The organism is Spirillospora sp. NPDC048823, assembly GCF_043198445.1.
Lineage (GTDB): Bacteria > Actinomycetota > Actinomycetes > Streptosporangiales > Streptosporangiaceae > Spirillospora.
Genome location: NZ_JBICUT010000008.1, coordinates 336467 through 355675 on the forward strand (window position 1 = coordinate 336467; position 19209 = coordinate 355675).

Here is a 19209-nt window from a genome sequence, read left to right on the forward strand (position 1 = left end):
GCCGGCCGTCGTGGCCTGCTCTTTCCCGGCGGAGAGCCCGGTTAACATCAGCCGGTCGTCACGGAGCGCTCGAGCGCACTGCCCTTGACCCAGCGCTTCCAGGACATCTCGTAGTAGCTCCAGCCGTTGAACGGGTCAAGGCCGCGCTTGCTGCCGGTGATGATCACCGGGTCGCCGCGGTAGGACCATTTGTAGAACCAGCGGGCGTCCTTGGGCGGCGAGTTGATGCAGCCGTGGCTGACGTTCTGCTCGCCCTGCGCCCACACGGTCGCGGCCATCTCGTGGACGTACTCGCCGGTGGCGGAGATCCGCACCGCCCACGGGATGACCTCCTTGTAGCCGCCGTTCTTCTTGTCCTTCGGATCGACGCCCATCCACTCCGACGTCATGACCGCCGGATTCTCCTTGCCCATGGTCAGGTGGATGCCGCTGGCGGTGAGGTAGGTGTCGACGCCGTTGACCACGCGCCCGCCCTTGCCGGCGCTGATCGGCCAGCTACGGACCTTCTTGCCGTTCTCCTTGGCGACGGCCTTCTTGCTCTTGGTGCTGACCGTGAGGATGTGCGAGTCGCCGATGCGGAACGGGCGCGCGTAGTCGGAGACGCCGTAGGTCTTCTTGCCCGACTTCACACCGGACAGCCTGGCCCGAAACAGGACCTTCTGGTTGGGCTGCCAGTACTGGCCGTTCTTGGTACGGAAGATCACCGTGGTGTCGTTCGCCCAGTGCCACGCCCCGGTGGCGGGCTTGGTGGACTTGACCTCCAGGGCCTTCTCCACGGCCTCCTTGTCGGCCACCCCGCGGTTGAAGACCACCCGGATCGGCATGCCGACGCCGACCTTCTCGTTCTTCTGCGGCGTGACGTCGGCGATCTTCAGTTCCAGTGGCGCCTTCTGCGTGGCGAACGCGGCGTTGACCGTGGTCGACTTGCCCTCCGGGCTCGTGGCGACCGCCGTGACCTGGTACTTGGAGCCGGGACGCAGCGTGCGCGACTTCCAGGTGGTCTTGTCGGCGGCCATCTTCCCGTCGACCTGCTTGCCCTTGAGCGTGACGGTGACCTTGGCGAGCGTCCCGCCCGCGGCGGTGACCGTGACACCGTCCTCGGGCTTCGCCTTGGCGTTCCCGTTTGCGGGGTCGATCGTCACCTGCGGTGCGTTCGCGTCGGCCTTCTCACCGACGGTGACGCCGTTGTCCTTCTCTCCCCCGCTGCAGGCCGTGGTAAGGAGCAACACGACCCCCGCCAGTGCCGTGCCCGCCCGAACTCCTGCGGAAAACCTCCGCTGCACCTCAACCTCCAGTACCCCGCCGAACTACCAGAGAGACATTAGCGACAAAAGTCGTCGATCATGCCACGTCACAGGGTTTTTGCAGGTGTCCGAGATCAAAGCGTTGCAGAACGGCGCGCCGCCCGGCCCGTACCGGGGGCGCGGCGGTGAAAGGTCAGCCCAGCGCGCTGCCCTGCCGCCACTTGTCGAAGGACATCTGCCAGTAGCCCCAGCCGTTGTCCCACTCGATCTGGCGGTCGGTGCCGGTCAGCTTGATGACGTCGCCGCGCTGCATGATGTCGTAGAACCAGCGCGCGTTGGCGGGGCTGACGTTGATGCAGCCGTGGCTGACGTTCGCCGAGCCCTGCGATCCGACCGACCAGGGCGCCGAGTGCACGAACTCGCCGCTGTTGGAGAAGCGGACCGCGTGGTCGACGACCGTCTTGTAGTACCCGGGGTCGCCCGGCTTGCGGCCGGGGGCCGTCATCGTGACGGGGTTGCCCTTGCCCATCAGCAGGTGGACGCCGCTCGTCGTGGTGTACTCCCGCGTCTGCCCGTTGCCCGCGCTGAACGGGATGGTCCGCAGCTTCTCGCCGTCCCGCGTGACGGTCATCTCGTGCTTGCCGATGTCGCCGGTGGTGATCTGCGCGGCGCCGATGTTCAGGGTCGCCTGCGCGTCCTTCGCCCCGTAGACGCCGCCGCCCGCGTCGACCCCGGCCAGCGCCGCGTGGAAGGCGACCTTCTGGTGCGGCTGCCAGTGCGTCTTCGTCCGGTAGATGACCTGGTCGGGGGCGACCCACCGCCACGCGCCCTCGACCGGCTTGGCCGGCTTGACCCGCAGGGCCCGCTCGACGGCGGCCTTGTCGGTGACGGGCCGGTCGAACCGGACGATGATCGGCATGCCGACGCCGACCTTCTCCCCCTCGACGTTCGGGGTCACATCGGCGATCGAGAGCGTCTGGGCGGCCTTCAGCGTGCTGAACGAGCTGGTCACGGTGCGGGTCTTGCCGTCGTCGCGGGTCTGCGCGGTGACGGTGTAGGACGTTCCGGGCGTCATCGTCCGGGTGGAGTGCCACGTCTTGCGGTCGTCGCCGAACGTCCCGGTGATGGTGGCGCCCTCGCCCTGGACGGTGACCTTCTGCAGCTCGCCGTCCGAGGCCTTCACCTGGATCTTTCCGTCCGGCTTGACCTGTGCGGTCCCGTTGACCGGGGTGATCGTCACGGGCTCGCCCGAGTTCCCCGCGGCCAGCTTGCCCCCGCCGCCGACCGTGCAGGCGGTCGCGAGCATCGCGACCGCGCTCGCGGTACCGGTCAGCACCAGCCTGAAACGGCCCCTAGTCGCCACAACTCCCCCAAACTCGAAATATCGCCCCGTGTCGGACTATCTGAGAATGGAGACGCCGCAGACGGGCCGGAAGTTCGGCCCATCGGCCGGGTGATCACTGCTCAGGCCGGATGAGGCCGCTCAGGCGGCTTGCACGCCCTCGGCGGGCTCGCGGTTCACGTGGCGCACGACGCGCTTGAAGCCCCACACGGACACGGCGATGCCGATCGCGCCCAGCCCGGCGACGATGCCGGTGCGGATCCACAGGTACATGCTGATCGACTGGCTGAACAGCATCCAGAGGCTGACGCCCACGTTCGCGAGCAGGACCGCCGACCAGAGCAGCGAGATGCGCAGGAAGAACCGGTGGACCCTGGCGTGCTTGTAGAACGCGTCGGGGATCGGCGCCATGTCCCTGGCCAGCTTCATGGCCAGCGGCTTCCCCAGCGGCACCGAGGCGAGAAAGGCCATGCTCACGCAGAGCGTCCCGAGCGTCGGCTGCAGGAAGTACACGACCGCGCTGCCCGTCGCGGCCGCCAGTCCCGCGCGGACGGTCACGCCGACCGCGGCCAGCAGCAGCATCCCCGACACCGGGTGCCCGCGCACGTACCGGTAGACGATGCCGCCGTACACCCAGACGACGGCGGCCACGAGCGCCCCGGTCAGCCCCAGGAGCACGAGTGCGACGTAGAACACAACGACGGGGGCGATGACGCCCTCGACGAACCGCGGGAGCGCGTGCATCAGCAGCGCCGGCACCCGCGGCAGTTCGAAGACGGCGCTCCCGCCGCCGTGCGCGTCCTCGGGCTCGGCCGCACGCGTGAGCCCCGCGGGGGCGTCCGCCGCGGGTGCGGGAGGTTCCGCCGCCCCGAGGGGCGGTGCGGGCATGGTCGCCGGTCGATCCATCGAGCGGTGTGCTCCCCGATCGGTGTGCATGAACTCGGATGTGCTCACGATTCGCCCCACCGTACGTGATGATCCGCACCCGTATGTCCGTTTTGAGATCACCCGGGCTACGCGGCCGTCCGCTCCTTAGTTCGGCTGCGCGTCCCGTTCGGTGCGGGTGGCGTCCGGAAACGGCCAGAGTCGAACCCGTGTGACCCCGGCCCTGATTCCGACTTTAGCGGCCCCTTCGCTCAGCTCTCCGGCGGGGCGGGCTGAGCGTCGCGAGCCGCGGCGTAGATGGCCCGGAGCGTCACCGCCACCGACGGCCTGCGCACGCTCGCGGTCCTGGTGACGGCGTAGACCTCGCGGGCCAGCGTGCACTCCGGGATGCGCCGCACCGCCACGTCCTGGTCGCCGGCCGCGAGGGCCAGCGCGGGCACGGCGGTGATGCCGATCCCCCGCGCCACCAGGCTGAGGATCGTGTGCAGGCCCTCGAACTCCCACGGGACGGGACGGGCCCCGCCGACGGTGTCCAGGAGCCGCTCGACGGCCTGCCGGGACAGTTCCCCGGGCGGCGCGGCCATCCACGGCTCCTCCCGCAGCCGCTGCAGGTCCACGGGCAGGGCCGGGTCCGACATGGGATGGGTGGCCGGCACGACGAGGACCAGCGGGTCCCGGCGCAGATGGAAGAACTCCAGCGCGGCCGGCGACTGGTCGGGGACCTTGCCCGTCCAGTCGTCGATGAGCGCGATGTCCACCTCGCCGTTCTGCACCTGCCGGATGCCGTCGCCGCGCCGGGTCTGGCGCAGGACGAAGGCCAGCCCGGGATGCTCGCCGAGGCTGTGCGCCAGGGCGGGCGCGAAGGCGACGGCGGCGGTGGGGAACGCGGTGACGACGACGCGTCCCGTGGGGGTCTCCGAATGCGCCGACAGCTCCGACTCCGCGGTCTCGACCAGGCCGAGGATCTCCTCGGCGCGCTCGGCCAGGCGGCGCCCCGCATCGGTCAGCTCCGCGCTGCGGGCGGTCCGGTCCAGCAGCGGGACGCGGGCCTCCCGCTCCAGCGCGGACAGCTGCTGGGAGACCGCCGACGGCGTGTAGCCGAGGGCGGCGGCGGTCGCGGCGATGCTGCCGCGGCGGGCGAATTCGGCGAGAAGGCGGAGGCGGCGCAGCTCTAGCATCACTCCACCTTACGGTCACCATCGATGAGACTCGCTTGTGATGATGCTAGGAGCGGGCAAGTATGAAATCGAGCCCGGCCGGGTCACACAGGGGGATTCTGCAGTCACCCACCGCTATTTCGCTGTGCCTGTTTCGCGATGGCTGTTTCGCGATGCCTAATTCGCCATGCCCATTGGAGTATCGATGCCTGCCCAGAAAGAGCCCGCACCCGTCCGGCCACTGCCCTTCACCCCGCGTCCGGTCCCGCTGTCGGCGACGCTCGCGGTGAACGAGGCCATCGCGCGCAAGCGCAGGGAGGGCCGGCGCGTCCTCCCCCTGGGCTTCGGAGAGGCCGGGATACCGATACATCCCGCCCTGACCCGCGAGCTCGGCGCGGCCGCGGGCCGTGGCGGCTACGGCCCGGTCGCCGGGTCCGCCGCACTGCGCGCCGCAGCCGCCGGCTACTGGGCGCGGCGCGGGCTGCCCACCGACCCGTCCACGGTCGTCGCCGGCCCCGGCAGCAAGCCGCTGCTGTACGCCCTGCTCACCGCGATCGGCGGCGACGTCGTCGTGCCGGCGCCGAGCTGGGTGACCTACGCCGCGCAGACGTCGCTGGTGGGCGCCGAGCCGATCCGCGTCGCCACCCCGCCCGGCGAGGGCGGTGTGCCGAGCCCGGCGCTGCTGGCCGACGCCGTCGTGCGGGCCAGGGCGCGGGGCCGGGACGTGCGGGCCGTGGTGGTGACGCTGCCCGACAACCCGACGGGGACGATCGCCTCCGCCGAAACCGTGCGGCGGCTGTGCGCGGTGGCGCGCGAGCACGACCTTGTGATCATCTCGGACGAGATCTACCGCGACCTGGTGCATGAGCCGGGCCGCGCGGTGCCGAGCCCGGCCCGGCACGCGCCGGAGCGGACCGTCGTGACGACCGCGCTGAGCAAGAGCCTGGCCGCGGGCGGCTGGCGGCTCGGCGTCGCGCGGCTGCCGGACGGCCCGTTCGGCCGTGCGCTGCGCGACAGCCTGCTGGGCGTGGCGAGCGAGATCTGGTCCAGTGCCCCGGCCCCGATGCAGCACGCCGCCGCGTACGCGTTCGCCGAGCCGCCCGAGCTGGTCGAGCACATCGACCGCAGCAGGCGGCTGCACGCCGCGGTCACCTGCGCGGTCGCCGACCGGTTCGCCGCCGCGGGCGCCCGGGTCACCCGGCCGGAGGCGGCCTTCTACGTCTACCCCGACTTCGGCCCGGTCCGGGAGGCGCTGCGGGAGAACCACGGCATCCGGACGGCCGCGGACCTGACACATCTGCTGCTGGAGCGTTACGGGGTCGGCGTCCTGCCCGGCAGCTCGTTCGGGGACGCTCCGGCGGCCCTGCGGATGCGGGTGGCGCCCAGCCTGCTGTACGGGGACGACGACGAGCGGCGGCTCGCGGCCCTGGCCTCCCCCGCCCCGGCGGCGCTGCCGTGGATCGCGGGCGCCCTGGACCACCTCACCGACGTCCTCACCGACCTCTCCGAGACGGTCACCGCGGGCGAGCCGGTGCCGGCCTGACGGGAAAGTCGGCGGGAATGGCGGAGGGTAAGGGAGTCGAACCCCTTCGAGTGTCACCTCGACGTCAGTTTTCGAAACTGCTGCCTTACCGTTCGGCCAACCCTCCGGGCGAATCGCGGGCCGTCCGGGCGACCGGACGGCCCGCGGCGTGAAACGCCGGTGGACCAGCAGGGAGTCGAACCCTGATCGCTTCCTTGCAAGGGAAGTGTGCTGCCGTTACACCACAAGCCCGTGATCCGTGCTCAGCTGGGGCGGTAGGAGTCGAACCCACTTTCCGCCGGTTTTGGAGACCGGCCGCCTATCCGGTGGCTCACCCCATCGTTCTTTCGCTCGTTCGATGCGTCCAATGATGCGGGCGTTCCCGGCACGACACAAAGTGTTTTCTGCGTGAAGGGCCGGATGCGCACCGTCATCGGCGCCGCGGGCGGCCGTGCGGAGGGTCACAGTCCGGCCCGACCGGCACGTATAAGCGTGGTGTAAGGTCCAACGACGCACGGGGCGAACGTCACGAATCGACCAACGGCAAGGCAAGCGGCATCCGGCCCGCCTTGCCCGTGATAAACCCAAGATGAGCACGAAGTCACGCAAGTGATGAAAGAAGGCGAGGGGGCCCGCCATGAGGCATGCACGGGACGGGGCTGCCGCGGCGATGAGCGCCGCCTCCAGGATTCTGGTCGCGCGGGGCAAGAACGAGCCCCAGGAGATGGAGAATCCGGAAGTCGCCTGGGGTCAGCGCGCCCGCGACGGCGTGTGGGTCCCGACCAGGGACGGGCAGCGGATCCACCTCGGCATCGACGTCGCGGCGGCGGACACCGTCGCGCAGGTGCTGCGACCCAGCCTGCGGGTCTTCGTGGGCGTGGACGTCGACACCGACATCGTCGCGCAGACGACGGCGGCCGGCGTGCGGCTGCTGACGGTGATCCACGGCCCCGACGCCCCCTCGGAGTTCCGTTTCACCATCTCCCTCGCCGACGGCCTCACGCTGGAGTCGATGCCGTCCGGCGGCTACGACGTCGTCCATCTGCGCTACGGCGCGACCGTGGGCCGGCTCTACAACCCCTGGGCGAGCGACGCGATGTTCCGTCAGGTGAAGGCCGACTACACGCTGGAGGGCGCGGTCGTCACGATGCGGGTCCAGCACACCGACGCCTACTACCCGGTCGTCGCCGACCCCAGCTACGAGCGCTGACGGGCGCCGCGATCCCTCGCCGCGGCCGGGCCCGCGGGACCCGCCGCACATGGAACGTTCCGGCCGGATCAGGCCGCGCGACGCGCCAGCGCATCCTGGCGGGGTGCGCGTGGACGTGCGCGATCCGCGTCATATGGTTGGGGCCCACGGGCCGCGTTCCGGCCCCGGCGGCGCTGCCGGGCACACGACCGCCCCGGTCCCCGAGACTGGAGTCATTGTGATCTTCACTCATGACACCGAGCACGCGCTCGCCGTCGTCGTCGACCTGATCAACACCGGCGCGGCGGCGTCCGGGGCCGAGCGGCTCGGCGGCCTGCCCGGCCTGCGCTCGTTCGTGGAGCGCAACACGTTCAGCGACGTGGGCGAGCTCACCGACACCGACCTGCTGCGGGTCCTGGACCTGCGCGCGCGGTTCCACGCGGTGTTCCGCGCCGACGGCGTCCCGTCCGCCGTGCGGAAGATCAACGAGATCGTCGGCGAGGTCGGCACCACCCCGCACCTGACCGACCACGACGGCTACGACTGGCACGTGCACTTCTTCGCGCCCGGCGCGCCGCTGGGCGAGCACCTGGCCGCCGACTGCGGCATGGCGCTGGCGTACGTGGTGGCGTCCGGCGAGCTGGACCGGCTGCGCACCTGCGAGGCACCGGACTGCTCCCGGGTCCTGGTGGACCTGTCGCGCAACCGCTGCCGCCGCTACTGCGACAGCCGCACCTGCGGCAACCGCATGCACGTGGCCGCCTACCGGGCCCGCCAGCGGGAGGCCGGGGCCGACTCGCCCCGGCAGGAGACCGCCGCGCACTGAGCGGTCGTTCAGGAGCGGAGGGCGGTGACCGCGTCGAGGGCGCGGCGCGCGCCGGCGGCGTCGTGGACGCGGAAGACGCGGGCGCCGAGGAGCGCGGAGACGGCGAGGACGGCCGTCGTGCCGACGCCGCGCGCGCCGACCGGGCGGCCGAGGGTCTCCCCGATGAAGTCCTTGTTGGACACCGCGACCAGTACCGGCCAGCCGGTGGCGGTCAGTTCGCCGAGCCGTCGGGTGATCTCCAGGGAGTGCCGGGTGTTCTTGCCGAAGTCGTGGGCGGGGTCGATGAGGATCGCCTCCCGCGGTACCCCGAGGGCGGCGGCGCGCTCGGCCTCGGCCGTGATGTGCGCGATCACGTCGCCGACGACGTCGGCGTAGCCGATCCGGTGCGGGCGGGTGCGGGGGCCGAGGGCGCCCGCGTGCGAGCAGACCAGGCCGATGCCGTGCGCGGCGGCGACCTCGGCGAGCCGGGGGTCGGGGCCGCCCCAGGTGTCGTTGAGCAGATCGGCGCCCGCCCGCGCGACCGCCTCGCCGACCTCGGCGCGCCAGGTGTCGACGCTGATCACCACACCGGGATGGCGGTCCCGGACGGCGGCGACCAGGTCGACGACCCGGCGCAGCTCCTCGTCGACGCCGACGTCCTCGCCGGGACCGGCCTTCACGCCGCCGATGTCGACGATGTCGGCGCCGGCGGCGACGGCCCGGCCCGCGGCGGCGAGGGCGGCGTCGAAGCCGTAGGTGGCGCCCCGGTCGAAGAACGAGTCGGGTGTGCGGTTCACCACGGCCATGATCGCGTGCGGGCCGATCTCGCGGCCGTTCAGCCGCAGCGGCGGCACCAGCGCAGAGCTCATGATCCCCTCACCGTGGCACATCGGCGGCCCGGCGGGCGAACCAGAAGTGAATTCGGTCCAAACGGTGCCCTCCCTCGTCATCGACGTGGCGCGGTCGGTAATCTCATATTTCACGCTCGTTGCGGGTTCACCCGTGGTGGGCCCCGTCGGACCTATTTCAGCCATGGAGGATCCGCTGTCCAGGCGAGCACTCATCACCGGCATCACCGGACAGGACGGCTCGTATCTGGCCGAGCATCTGCTTGGGCTGGGGTACGAGGTCTGGGGCCTGGTGCGGGGGCAGGCGAACCCCCATGTGTCGCGGCTGCGCAAGCACATCGGCGACGTTCAGATCACCACCGGAGACCTGCTGGACCAGGGCAGCCTGATCTCGGCGGTGGAGCGAGTACAGCCCGACGAGGTCTACAACCTGGGCGCGATCTCTTACGTGCCGATGTCGTGGCAGCAGGCCGAGCTCACCGCCGAGGTGACCGGCATGGGCGTGCTGCGGATGCTGGAGGCGATCCGCGTGGTGTCGGGCATCAGCCCGTCCCGGACGCCGGCCCGCGAGCAGATCCGGTTCTACCAGGCGTCGTCGTCGGAGATGTTCGGGATGGTGCGGGAGACGCCGCAGAACGAGAAGACGCCGTTCCACCCGCGCAGCCCGTACGGGGTGGCCAAGAGCTACGGCCACTACATCACGCAGAACTACCGCGAGTCCTACGGGATGTTCGCCGTCAGCGGGATCCTGTTCAACCACGAGTCCCCGCGCCGCGGCGCCGAGTTCGTGACCCGGAAGGTGACGCTCGGCGCGGCGCGCATCAAGCTGGGCCTGGCGACCGAGCTGCGGCTCGGCAACCTGGACGCGCGGCGCGACTGGGGCTACGCGGGCGACTACGCCCGCGCGATGCGGCTGATGCTGACGCAGGACGCCCCCGAGGACTACGTCATCGGAACGGGCCAGACGCAGTCGGTGCGGGAGCTGGTCGAGTTCGCGTTCCGCACGGCGGGCTTGAACTGGGAGGACCACGTCGTCCTGGACGCCCGCTACACGCGTCCCGCCGAGGTCGACCTGCTGTGCGCCGACCCGAAGAGGGCCCGCGAGCAGCTCGGCTGGGAGCCCGCGGTGACGTTCGAGGAGCTCGTGACGATGATGGTCGAGTCGGACCTGCGGCTGCTGTCGCGGTCCGCGCGGCCCGAGGACGAGCCGTTCAGCCCCGACCACTGGTGATCCGTCCCGCCGGGGAGGCGTGAACCGGGCGGGTCGTGGCACGATGCAGGCATGGCCGCCGACGAACCGACCGTCTGATGCCGGACGTCCGGCTGGGCACCGGGTCCGGGCGCTGGATCCTGCTGGCGACGGTGCTCGGGTCGGGCGTGGCGATGCTCGACGCCACGGTCGTGAACGTGGCGCTGCCGGCGCTGGCGCGGGACCTGGGCGCCGACATGGCCGGGCTGCAGTGGACGGTGAACGCCTACACGCTGACGCTCGCCGGGTTCATCCTGCTCGGCGGCTCGCTCGGCGACCGGTTCGGGCGGCGGCGGATCTTCCTCATCGGCGTCGTGTGGTTCGCGGTCGCGTCGGCGCTGTGCGGCCTGGCCCTGAACATCGAGATGCTGATCGTGTCGCGGGCGCTGCAGGGCGTGGGCGGTGCGCTGCTCACCCCCGGCTCGCTGGCGATCATCCAGTCGTCGTTCGTCCCCGATGACCGTCCGCGCGCGGTGGGCGCCTGGTCGGGCCTCGGCGGCGTCGCCGCCGCGGTCGGGCCGTTCGCGGGCGGCTGGCTGGTGGAGGCGGCCGGGTGGCGGTGGGTGTTCCTGCTGAACGTGCCGCTGACCGCCGTGGTGGTGCTGGTGGCGGCCCGGCACGTCCCCGAGAGCGCCGACCCCGAGGCCCACGGGCGTTTCGACGTGCTCGGCGCGGCCCTGGCGGCGCTCGCCCTGACGGGGACGACCTACGCGCTCACCGAGGCGCCCGGCGGTGACGTGAACCCCGCGGTCATCGGGGCCGCCGCCGTCGCGGGCCTGGCGGCCGCCGCCGCGTTCGTGGTGGTCGAGCGGAGCCGCGGCCGGGAGCGGCCGCCCGGCCGGCGGGCGAAGGGGACGGCCGGACGGGAGGCGCGCGCTCCGGAGGCGCCGCAGCCGATGCTGCCGCTGGAGGTGTTCGCGTCCCGGCAGTTCTCCGCCGTCAACGTCGTCACGTTCATCATGTACGGCGGGATGGCCGTGATGTTCTTCCTGTTCGTGCTGCACCTGCAGGTCGTCGGCGGGTTCTCGCCGATCGCCGCGGGGTCGGCGCTGCTGCCGGTCACCGTGCTGATGCTGCTGCTGTCGGCGCGGGCGGGCGCGCTCGCGCAGCGGATCGGCCCGCGGCTGCCGATGGCGGGCGGGCTGCTGCTGGCGGCCGCCGGGATGCTGATGGTCTCCCGGATCGGCGCGGACACCTCGTACGGGCGCGACGTCCTGCCCGCCGTGATCGTGTTCGGGCTGGGCCTGTCGGCGGTGGTCGCGCCGCTCACCGCCACCGTGCTCGCCACCGCTGAGGTCCGCCACGCGGGCGTGGCCAGCGGGGTCAACAACGCGGTGGCGCGGGCCGCGGGGCTCCTGGCGGTGGCGGCGATCCCGCCGCTGGCCGGGCTGACCGGCGACGCCTACCGGAACCCCGCCGACTTCTCCCGCGGGTTCGCGATCGCGATGGTGACGTGCGCCGCGATCCTGGCCTGCGGGGCGGTGCTGAGCCTCCTGACGATCGGCGACGACGCGCTGCGGACCCCGTCCGGGGAGCAGGTCCGGCCGGAGTGCAGGAGCCAGTGCGGCGTCGGCGCCCCGCAGCTGCAGCCCGAGCCGGAGACCGTCCCTGCCGACCCGCCCGCGGGCCCGCGCAAGGCCCCGCCACCGGGCCCGCCACCTTGATCACCTGGCCGGACGGGGGGCGCCGCCGCTGATTCTCGGTCCGATTCCGGCTATGTCCAGGACCGGAACGGTTCGTTGTCATACGGTCAAGGCATGAATCTGCGGCAGCTGCGCTATGTCGTGGCGACCGCCGACCACGGCACCATGACGTCGGCGGCCCAGGCTCTCTACGTGGCCCAGCCCGCGCTCTCGCGGGCCGTCCGCGAGCTGGAGCGCGAGCTCGGCGTCGAACTGTTCGCGCGTTCCGGCCGCGGTGTCGCGCTTACCCCCGCGGGCGAGCAGGTGGTCCGGCAGGCCCGCGTCGCGCTGGGCGCCGTCGAGGCGATCGAGGCCCTGTCGGTCACCCGCGCCAACGGGCGGGGCGCGGAGCTGCGCATCGCCGTCACCGCGTCCCTGGAGCCGGAGCTGACCGGCCGGCTCATCCCCCGCTTCGCCCGCGACCAGCCGGCCGTCCGGATCCGGGTGGTCCGCTGCGCGGACCGCGACCAGGTCGCGGCGGCGCTGCGCACGGGCCGCGCCGACCTCGCCCTGACCGATCTGCCGGTCCCCGGCGACATGTCCGCGCATCCGTTCGAGCAGCGGGAGGTCGTGCTGATCTCGCCGCCCGCGCTGAAGGTCCGGGAGCCGGTGTCGCCGGCCGCGCTGAACGGGATGCGGCTCGTGCTGCCCGCCCGCGGCAGCGCCCGCCGCGCCGAGATCGACCTGGTGCTGCGCCGCGTCGGCGCCACCCCGGTCGCCGCCGTCGAGTCCGACGAGCGCGGCGCCTGGCTCGGCTGGGTCCGCGCCGGGCTGGGGTCCCTGCTGTGGTACCGGAACCAGATCGACGACACCGAGGGGGTGACCGTCCGGTCGTTCATGCCGCCGATCACCCGCATGATCGGGCTGGTCCACGCGCACCGCAGGCTCCCGCCCGCCGCGCGCGACTTCCTGACGTTCGCCAAGGAGACGGGCCGCGGCGACCAGTGACGCCGGACGGCCCGTGACGGGGCGTGCCGGTCCCGCCTCGGCCGCGGTTCGCACCGAGGCCGCGGCGGGACCGGTCAGGACGACCCGTGCTCGGGGAGTTCGACGGCGTAGGACTCCTTCACCACGTCCAGGTGGTGCCAGGACTCCCTGACCGTGACCCCGGGCACCGACCGGATCGCGTCCAGCACGGCGACCAGCTCGCTGCGTGAGGTCGCCTCGGCCTGCCCGACGATGTCGTAGCGGCCGAAGCCCGTCGCCAGGTAGCGGACGCCGTCCTGGGCGGCGACCGCCTCGGCGACCTTGCGCAGCCCCCCGGTCACCGTCAGCCCGAACCCGCCGAGCTCGGCGGCGCCGAGGGCCAGCGGGTCGGCCAGGCCGGTGACCTGGATGACGCCCGAGCGCATGAGCCTGACGACCCGGGCCCGGGTGGCGGCCTGCGACAGGCCGATGATGTGCGCGAGCCGGGTGTAGGGGGCGCGCCCGTCGCGCTGCAGCTCCTGCAGGAGCCGCCAGTCGATGTCGTCGAGGCTGACCTCGCCGAGCTCGCGCACCACCGCGTGCGTGTCGCGCACGGTGGACACCGACCGGAACACCTCCGCCACGCGCACCCCGGGGACGGACCTGATGTGGTCCACCTCCGCGGCGAGCGCGGCGTCGTCGCTGGTGCGCACCTGCGCGACCAGGTCGTGCGGGCCGGCGGTCAGCGCGGTGAAGCTGACGGCGGGGCGTTCGGCGATGGCCGCGGCCACCTCCCTGGCCGAGCCGTCCACGGCGACCGAGAGGTGCCCGATCGCCTCCGCTCCGACGACGGCGGCGTGCACGATGCCGACGACGCGGACGACCTTGGTCTCGAGAAGGTGCTGTACCCGTGCCCGCACGGCCGTGCGGGAAAGCCCGACACGGTCGGCGAGCGCCTGGAACGTCGCTCTGCCATCCCGCTGGAGCTCGCGGACGAGCACGGCGTCGACCGCATCCAGCACGGCTCTCCTCCTCGATGTGCGATGAATCGTTTTGCCAGCAACTGCAAGATCATTCCATTTCAGGACGGTATGACGTCAAATATTGATCTTGCTCGTGTTCGCCATGCCCGGCGGCCGTCGATGCGTCTGTGCCGGGTTCCGCGCGGCGCCGTTTCCGACGCCGGGTAAATCCCTGCGAGAGCGCAACGCCTCCGCCTCGCGTCGGCGGCGGCCGCGCGGGATGGCAATGATCACCACGGTGGTCGCCGCCCGGCCGGGGCGGCCCGCGGCGCGGGCGAGCGCGGCTGACCGGGCTCAAGTGCCTGACCTGCATGCGCTTCTCCCGGTGTTCTGCTGTCACGCCCTACGGCGGGTTTCGCCGTCCGCGTGAGGCACATGTAAGAAAAGTGCATCCAGGGCGCAGTTACGTCAAGAGGTAACTTTACAGAGAGCCAAGCCTCACGTTGCACCGTTTTGCCCCACCGGCACGGCGTTCACTTCCGCCACGCCGGGAAGGGGCCGGAGGCACCGCCGGAGATCATTCGGCCACTCCACGGGGACACAGAGTCATCACCCCTGGGTACGGCCCCGCGGACCGCGCCGTCCGGGCCGGCGGGCGGCCGGGCCCGGTCACGGCTTGGCCGGAGCATCGGCGGGTATGGCCGACAATGAACGGTGGCCCAGCCACCCAGATCCTGTGATTGGTGTGTAGTACCGCCGTGCAGCTGCTGAACGGTGAGCCCTCCGCTCACGACCTCACCTACAACGACGTCTTCATGGTCCCGCGCCGCTCCTCGGTCGGGTCGCGCTTGGACGTCGACCTGTCGACCTCGGACGGCAGCGGTACGACCGTGCCGCTCGTGGTGGCCAACATGACCGCGGTATCGGGGCGCCGGATGGCCGAGACCGTCGCCCGGCGCGGCGGCATCGCGGTGCTTCCGCAGGACATCCCGGCCGACGTCGTCGCCGAGGTCATCGGCTGGGTCAAGGGACGCGACCTGGTCGTGGACACCCCGATCCGGCTGGACCCGTCGAGCACGGCCGGCGACGCGCTCGCGCTGCTGCCGAAGCGCGCGCACGGCGCGGTGATCGTCGTCGAGGACGACCGCCCGGTGGGCGTCGTCACCGAGGCCGACTGCCAGGGCGTCGACCGGTTCGCCCAGCTCCGCGACATCATGTCCCGCGACCTGGTCACGGTGCCGGCCGGCGTCGACCCGCGCGAGGCGTTCGAGCGGCTGCACGAGCGCGGCCACCGGCTCGCCCCGGTCGTCGACGCCGCCGGCCGGCTCGCGGGCATCCTGACCCGCACCGGCGCGCTGCGCGCCACCCTCTACAAGCCCGCGGTGGACGGTGCCGGGCGGCTGCGCATCGCCGCGGCGGTCGGCGTGAACGGCGACGTGGCGGGCAAGGCCAAGGCGCTGCTGGAGGCGGGCGCCGACCTGCTCGTCGTCGACACCGCGCACGGCCACCAGGACAAGATGCTGGGCGCGCTCGCCGCCGTCCGGGGCCTGGACCCCGGCGTCCCGGTCGCGGCCGGGAACGTGGTGACGGCCGAGGGCACCCGCGACCTGATCGAGGCGGGCGCCGACATCGTCAAGGTCGGCGTGGGCCCCGGCGCGATGTGCACGACCCGGATGATGACCGGAGTCGGCCGCCCGCAGTTCTCCGCCGTCCTGGAGTGCGCCGCCGAGGCCCGCCGCCTCGGCCGGCACGTGTGGGCCGACGGCGGGGTCCGGCATCCCCGCGACGTGGCCCTGGCGCTGGCGGCCGGCGCCGCGAACGTGATGGTCGGCTCCTGGTTCGCCGGCACCTACGAGTCGCCCGGCGACCTGCAGCGCGCCGCCGACGGGCGGCTCTACAAGGAGAGCTTCGGGATGGCGTCCGCGCGGGCCGTGCGGCTGCGCACCGCCGACGACTCCCCGTTCGACCGGGCCCGCAAGGCGCTGTTCGAGGAGGGCATCTCCACATCCCGGATGTTCCTGGACCCGCGGCGTCCCGGCGTGGAGGACCTCGTCGACTCGATCGTCGCCGGGCTGCGCAGCTCGTGCACCTACGCGGGCGCCCGCACGCTGGAGGAGTTCCACGAGCGCGCGACCGTCGGGATCCAGAGCTCGGCCGGCTACGCCGAGGGCATGCCGCTGTCCAGCAGCTGGTGAACCTCCCGGTTTCGCCGCCTTCCCGGCGCGGCATTTCGCGACACGCCGCCGCCGTCGCGGCATATTCGGCTCGCTGACCTGCACGCTTTTGACCCAGGGGACGCAGAAGGGGGTCTGCGTCCCCGAGGGGGGCGGAGCATGTTCGACGGCGGGCCGATCGGGGGCCGGACACCGCTGCTGCCGGACCGTCCGCGGTCGGAGGACGGCGGGCGGGACAAGCGGCACGAGCGGGGCAGGCGGGCCGTGCGGGGCCGGCGGGACGCGGCGCTGCGGCGGCTGGCGGAGGCGCTGCTGATCGCCGCGGTGTCGCCGGTGATGCCCGGCGTCGCACACCTGCGGGCGGGGCGTGTCCGGCTCGGCGCGGCGCTGCTCGGCGCGCAGGCGGTGCTGCTGACCGCGGCGGCGATCTGCGCCGGCCACGGCCGCTCCCTGTTCCTCGAGCTGTCGGTGCGGCCCGGCTGGCTGCTGGCCCTGACGGCCGGCGCCGCGGTCCTCGCGGGGCTGTGGGCGGCGCTGATCGTCCATTCCTACGCCGTGCTGGTGCCGGGCGGGCTGCCGCCGCTGTGGCGGCTCGCCGGAGGCACCACCGTTTCGGTCCTGTGCCTGCTGGTCGTCGTCCCGCCGATGACCGTCGCCCACTACGGCCACCTGCAGCGCGACCTGGTCACGAGCCTGTTCACCGACGAGCGGGACGCGGCCCGCGGCGCCGCCGGCGGCCCGGCCGCCCCGCATGGCGCCGGCGACCCGTTGGCGCACGTCCCGCGCCTCAACGTCCTGCTCATCGGCGGCGACGCCGACGTGGGCCGCCCCGGCATCCGCACCGACAGCATGACCCTCGCCAGCATCGACACCGGGACGGGCGACACGGTTCTGCTGAGCCTGCCGCGCAACCTGCAGCACGTGCCGGTGTGGTCGGGCAGCGAGCGGGTCCCGTACCCGGCCGAGGGGCTGCTGAACGGCGTCTACGGGGCCGGCATCCGGAGTCCCGGCGTCCTCGCCGGCGGTGGGCACGTCCCCGATCCCGGCGCCGAGCTGCTGAAGCGGACCGTCGCGCACATCCTCGGCCGGCCCGTCCCCTACTACGCGATGGTCGACATGCGCAGCTTCCGGCAGATCGTGGACGCGGTCGGCGGTGTCCGGGTCTGTGTGGCCGACGCCGTCCCCGTGCCCAGGCAGCAGGTACCGGCGGGCGTCCTCGAACCCGGATGCCGCACGCTGAGCGGCCGGGAGGCCCTCTGGTACGGGCGGTCGCGGACGGGCAGCAGCGACTACGACCGGATGGGACGGCAGAAATGCCTGATGTGGGCGCTCGCCCGCCAGGCGGGGCCGCTCACCGTGCTGCGCAGCTTCCAGCGGCTCACCCAGGTCTTCAAGGACTCCGTCAGCACCGATCTGCCGCGCGGGCTGCTGCCGCCGCTGGTCGGCCTTGCGGCGAAGGTCAGGAACGCCGAGATCACGAGCCTGCAGTTCGTCCCGCCCCTCATCTCGACCTGGCGCCCGGACTACGCCGGGATCAGGCGGATGGCGGCGCGGGCGGTCCGCGACTCGGCGTCGGGCTCCCATAAGACGGCCGGATTGCATATCCTGAACAACAGCTGCACCTAGGACATCACGGGCAACACGCGCTCGCACGCGGTCGACTCCCACGCAACTTTTGACCGGTTCTGCGCGTCGATAGATGTGAGCCAGGCTTATTTCACCGTGGGTGGGAATCGGAGCGTACATGGGTCGATCGGCGAGTCGGCGCGCCCGGAAAGGGGACGGGGATCGCTCCTCCGGCGGCGCCGGGGGGCTGCCCCGGGCGCTCGCGCTGACGCTGGCGTCGGCCATGGTGTGGGGCGTCGCCCACATCGTCGCGGGCCGGCGGATCGCCGGGTGGCTGCTGCTGTCCCTGTACGCCGCGCTCGCCGCCACCGTGGCGGTCGCCGCCACCTTCTACCGCTCCGACCTGACGCACCTGGCCGTCCAGCCGGACATGCTGCAGCGGCTGTCCGCCGCGCTGGTGGCGCTCGGCGTGGTGTGGGTCTTCATCGTGATCCGCTCCTACCAGGTGCTGCGTCCCCTCCGGCTGTCCGTGCCCGCCCGCACGCTCGGCGCGGCGTCCGTCGCCGTAATGTGCTTCGCCGTCGCGGTCCCCGTGGCGTGGTCGGCGCACGGCACCTACGTCTACCGGGACGCGCTGACGAGCATCTTCCGCAGCGGCAGCGAGAACGGCAAGGAGGTCGACGCCGACGACCCGTTCAACGGGCAGGCCCGCGTCAACATCCTGCTCCTCGGCGGCGACTCCGCCGAGAACCGCACCGGCGTGCGCACCGACAGCATGACGGTGGCCAGCGTCGACACCGAGACCGGCGACACGGTGCTGCTGAGCCTCCCCCGCAACCTGGAGAGCTTCCAGCTGCCGCCCGGACCCGCCCGCGACCGCTTCCCCTACGGCTTCACCGGCGCCGGCCCGCAGACGCCGGGCCTGCTGAACGAGGTGTACCAGTACGCCGAGGAGCACCCCGACGTGGTGCCGGGCGTCCCCAAGAACCAGCGCGGCCCCGAGCTGCTGAAGGCCACCATCGCCGGCATTCTCGGCCTGCGGGTCGACTACTACATCCTGGTCGACATGTTCGGCTTCGCCGACATCATCGACGCCATGGGCGGCGTCAAGCTCAACATCAAGCAGCCCATCCCGTACGGGCTGGAGGGCGCGGTGCTCGAGCCCGGCCAACGGACGCTGACGGGCAAGGAGGCGCTCTGGTACGGCCGGTCCCGCACCAACAGCAGCGACTATGTGCGGATGGGGCGGCAGAAGTGCCTGATGGCCGCGATCGCCGAGCAGGCCGACCCGCGGACCGTCCTCACCAGCTTCGACAAGCTCGCCGCGGCCGCCAAGCGGACCCTGGCCACCGACATCCCGCACGAGCTGCTGCCCGCGCTGGTGGAGCTGTCGAACAAGGTCAAGGACGGCGCGCAGATCAACAGCCTGCAGTTCGTGCCGCCGCTGATCTACACCGGGAACCCCGACTTCGACCTCATCCGCAAGCTGGCGTCCGAGGCGGTCAACACCGACCCCCGCCAGGTGAGCAGCCACCCGGGCGGTGTTCCCGGCGCGTCGCCGAGCGTGTCCCCGCCCGTGGCGGGGCAGCAGCCCACGCCGGGGCGGCAGCCGGACGGCGGCGCGACGCGGGCGCCCACCAGAGAACCGGTGTCCCTGGAAGCGAACTGCCCGTAGCCA

General features: G+C 72.5%; 15 protein-coding genes and 3 tRNA genes. 9 read left to right on the forward strand and 9 right to left on the reverse strand.

Annotated elements, in window-relative coordinates:
- Positions 1–47: 47 nt before the first annotated feature.
- The 4 genes from ACGFK0_RS20910 to ACGFK0_RS20925 form a co-directional block, all read right to left on the reverse strand.
- Positions 48–1229: an Ig-like domain-containing protein gene (locus ACGFK0_RS20910; protein ID WP_392906914.1), complete on the reverse strand. Its 1182-nt coding sequence runs from the start codon at positions 1227–1229 to the stop codon at positions 48–50.
- Positions 1230–1437: 208 nt separating this feature from the next.
- Positions 1438–2607 (reverse strand): Ig-like domain-containing protein, encoded by a 1170-nt coding sequence (locus tag ACGFK0_RS20915; protein ID WP_392906915.1) that lies wholly within the window; start codon positions 2605–2607, stop codon positions 1438–1440.
- A 120-nt stretch (positions 2608–2727) separates the two neighbouring features.
- A complete protein-coding gene (locus ACGFK0_RS20920) occupies positions 2728–3492 on the reverse strand; it encodes a VC0807 family protein (protein WP_392906916.1) in 765 nt (254 codons plus the stop codon).
- Positions 3493–3722: 230 nt separating this feature from the next.
- Complete coding sequence (locus tag ACGFK0_RS20925) at positions 3723–4649, reverse strand: LysR family transcriptional regulator (protein ID WP_392906917.1); 927 nt, start codon at positions 4647–4649, stop codon at positions 3723–3725.
- A gap of 184 nt (positions 4650–4833) precedes the next feature.
- Between ACGFK0_RS20925 and ACGFK0_RS20930 the strand changes: the two genes are divergently transcribed.
- Entirely contained in the window at positions 4834–6171 is a 1338-nt protein-coding gene (locus ACGFK0_RS20930; protein WP_392906918.1) for a pyridoxal phosphate-dependent aminotransferase, read from the forward strand.
- A gap of 18 nt (positions 6172–6189) precedes the next feature.
- Here ACGFK0_RS20930 and ACGFK0_RS20935 read toward each other — a convergent pair.
- The 3 genes from ACGFK0_RS20935 to ACGFK0_RS20945 form a co-directional block, all read right to left on the reverse strand.
- A tRNA-Ser gene (locus ACGFK0_RS20935) sits at positions 6190–6277 on the reverse strand.
- A 54-nt stretch (positions 6278–6331) separates the two neighbouring features.
- Positions 6332–6402, reverse strand: a tRNA-Ala gene (locus ACGFK0_RS20940).
- Between the two features lie 15 nt (positions 6403–6417).
- Positions 6418–6489: transfer RNA gene (locus tag ACGFK0_RS20945), tRNA-Trp, on the reverse strand.
- Between the two features lie 298 nt (positions 6490–6787).
- Between ACGFK0_RS20945 and ACGFK0_RS20950 the strand changes: the two genes are divergently transcribed.
- Both ACGFK0_RS20950 and ACGFK0_RS20955 read left to right on the forward strand, forming a co-directional pair.
- The gene (locus ACGFK0_RS20950) at positions 6788–7360 is read left to right on the forward strand and encodes a hypothetical protein (protein ID WP_392906920.1); all 573 of its coding nucleotides are present in this window, start codon (positions 6788–6790) and stop codon (positions 7358–7360) included.
- A 217-nt stretch (positions 7361–7577) separates the two neighbouring features.
- Complete coding sequence (locus ACGFK0_RS20955; protein ID WP_392906921.1) at positions 7578–8165, forward strand: CGNR zinc finger domain-containing protein; 588 nt, start codon at positions 7578–7580, stop codon at positions 8163–8165.
- 8 nt (positions 8166–8173) lie between these two features.
- On the opposite strand, the gene folP is transcribed toward ACGFK0_RS20955, so the two are convergent.
- The gene (gene folP / locus ACGFK0_RS20960) at positions 8174–9013 is read right to left on the reverse strand and encodes a dihydropteroate synthase (protein WP_392906923.1); all 840 of its coding nucleotides are present in this window, start codon (positions 9011–9013) and stop codon (positions 8174–8176) included.
- 175 nt (positions 9014–9188) lie between these two features.
- Between folP and ACGFK0_RS20965 the strand changes: the two genes are divergently transcribed.
- From ACGFK0_RS20965 to ACGFK0_RS20975, 3 genes are all read left to right on the forward strand, one after another.
- Complete coding sequence (locus ACGFK0_RS20965) at positions 9189–10223, forward strand: GDP-mannose 4,6-dehydratase (RefSeq protein ID WP_392906962.1); 1035 nt, start codon at positions 9189–9191, stop codon at positions 10221–10223.
- A gap of 77 nt (positions 10224–10300) precedes the next feature.
- Positions 10301–11905, forward strand: a complete 1605-nt coding sequence (locus ACGFK0_RS20970) for an MFS transporter (RefSeq protein WP_392906925.1) — start codon at positions 10301–10303, stop codon at positions 11903–11905.
- Positions 11906–11998: 93 nt separating this feature from the next.
- Positions 11999–12871: a LysR family transcriptional regulator gene (locus ACGFK0_RS20975; protein WP_392906926.1), complete on the forward strand. Its 873-nt coding sequence runs from the start codon at positions 11999–12001 to the stop codon at positions 12869–12871.
- A gap of 74 nt (positions 12872–12945) precedes the next feature.
- Here ACGFK0_RS20975 and ACGFK0_RS20980 read toward each other — a convergent pair whose 3' ends face one another.
- Positions 12946–13851, reverse strand: a complete 906-nt coding sequence (locus ACGFK0_RS20980; protein ID WP_392906927.1) for an Lrp/AsnC family transcriptional regulator — start codon at positions 13849–13851, stop codon at positions 12946–12948.
- A gap of 698 nt (positions 13852–14549) precedes the next feature.
- Here ACGFK0_RS20980 and ACGFK0_RS20985 point away from each other — a divergent pair.
- The 3 genes from ACGFK0_RS20985 to ACGFK0_RS20995 all read left to right on the forward strand — a co-directional run bounded on the left by ACGFK0_RS20985 (position 14550) and on the right by ACGFK0_RS20995 (position 19206).
- Positions 14550–15986, forward strand: a complete 1437-nt coding sequence (locus ACGFK0_RS20985; protein ID WP_392906928.1) for a GuaB1 family IMP dehydrogenase-related protein — start codon at positions 14550–14552, stop codon at positions 15984–15986.
- A gap of 138 nt (positions 15987–16124) precedes the next feature.
- On the forward strand, positions 16125–17591 hold the full coding sequence (locus tag ACGFK0_RS20990; protein WP_392906929.1) for an LCP family protein: 1467 nt from the start codon (positions 16125–16127) through the stop codon (positions 17589–17591).
- Between the two features lie 118 nt (positions 17592–17709).
- A complete protein-coding gene (locus ACGFK0_RS20995) occupies positions 17710–19206 on the forward strand; it encodes an LCP family protein (protein ID WP_392906930.1) in 1497 nt (498 codons plus the stop codon).
- Positions 19207–19209: the final 3 nt, after the last annotated feature.

What these genes read in the sequence shown, in the direction of transcription:
- ACGFK0_RS20995 (WP_392906930.1), top strand. Translation starts at nt 17,710, where the DNA reads ATGGGTCGATCGGCGAGTCGGCGCGCCCGGAAAGGGGACGGGGATCGC.
- ACGFK0_RS20920 (WP_392906916.1), bottom strand. Translation starts at nt 3,492, where the DNA reads ATGGATCGACCGGCGACCATGCCCGCACCGCCCCTCGGGGCGGCGGAA.
- ACGFK0_RS20925 (WP_392906917.1), bottom strand. Translation starts at nt 4,649, where the DNA reads ATGCTAGAGCTGCGCCGCCTCCGCCTTCTCGCCGAATTCGCCCGCCGC.
- ACGFK0_RS20990 (WP_392906929.1), top strand. Translation starts at nt 16,125, where the DNA reads ATGTTCGACGGCGGGCCGATCGGGGGCCGGACACCGCTGCTGCCGGAC.
- ACGFK0_RS20970 (WP_392906925.1), top strand. Translation starts at nt 10,301, where the DNA reads ATGCCGGACGTCCGGCTGGGCACCGGGTCCGGGCGCTGGATCCTGCTG.
- ACGFK0_RS20975 (WP_392906926.1), top strand. Translation starts at nt 11,999, where the DNA reads ATGAATCTGCGGCAGCTGCGCTATGTCGTGGCGACCGCCGACCACGGC.
- ACGFK0_RS20930 (WP_392906918.1), top strand. Translation starts at nt 4,834, where the DNA reads ATGCCTGCCCAGAAAGAGCCCGCACCCGTCCGGCCACTGCCCTTCACC.
- folP (WP_392906923.1), bottom strand. Translation starts at nt 9,013, where the DNA reads ATGAGCTCTGCGCTGGTGCCGCCGCTGCGGCTGAACGGCCGCGAGATC.
- ACGFK0_RS20950 (WP_392906920.1), top strand. Translation starts at nt 6,788, where the DNA reads ATGAGGCATGCACGGGACGGGGCTGCCGCGGCGATGAGCGCCGCCTCC.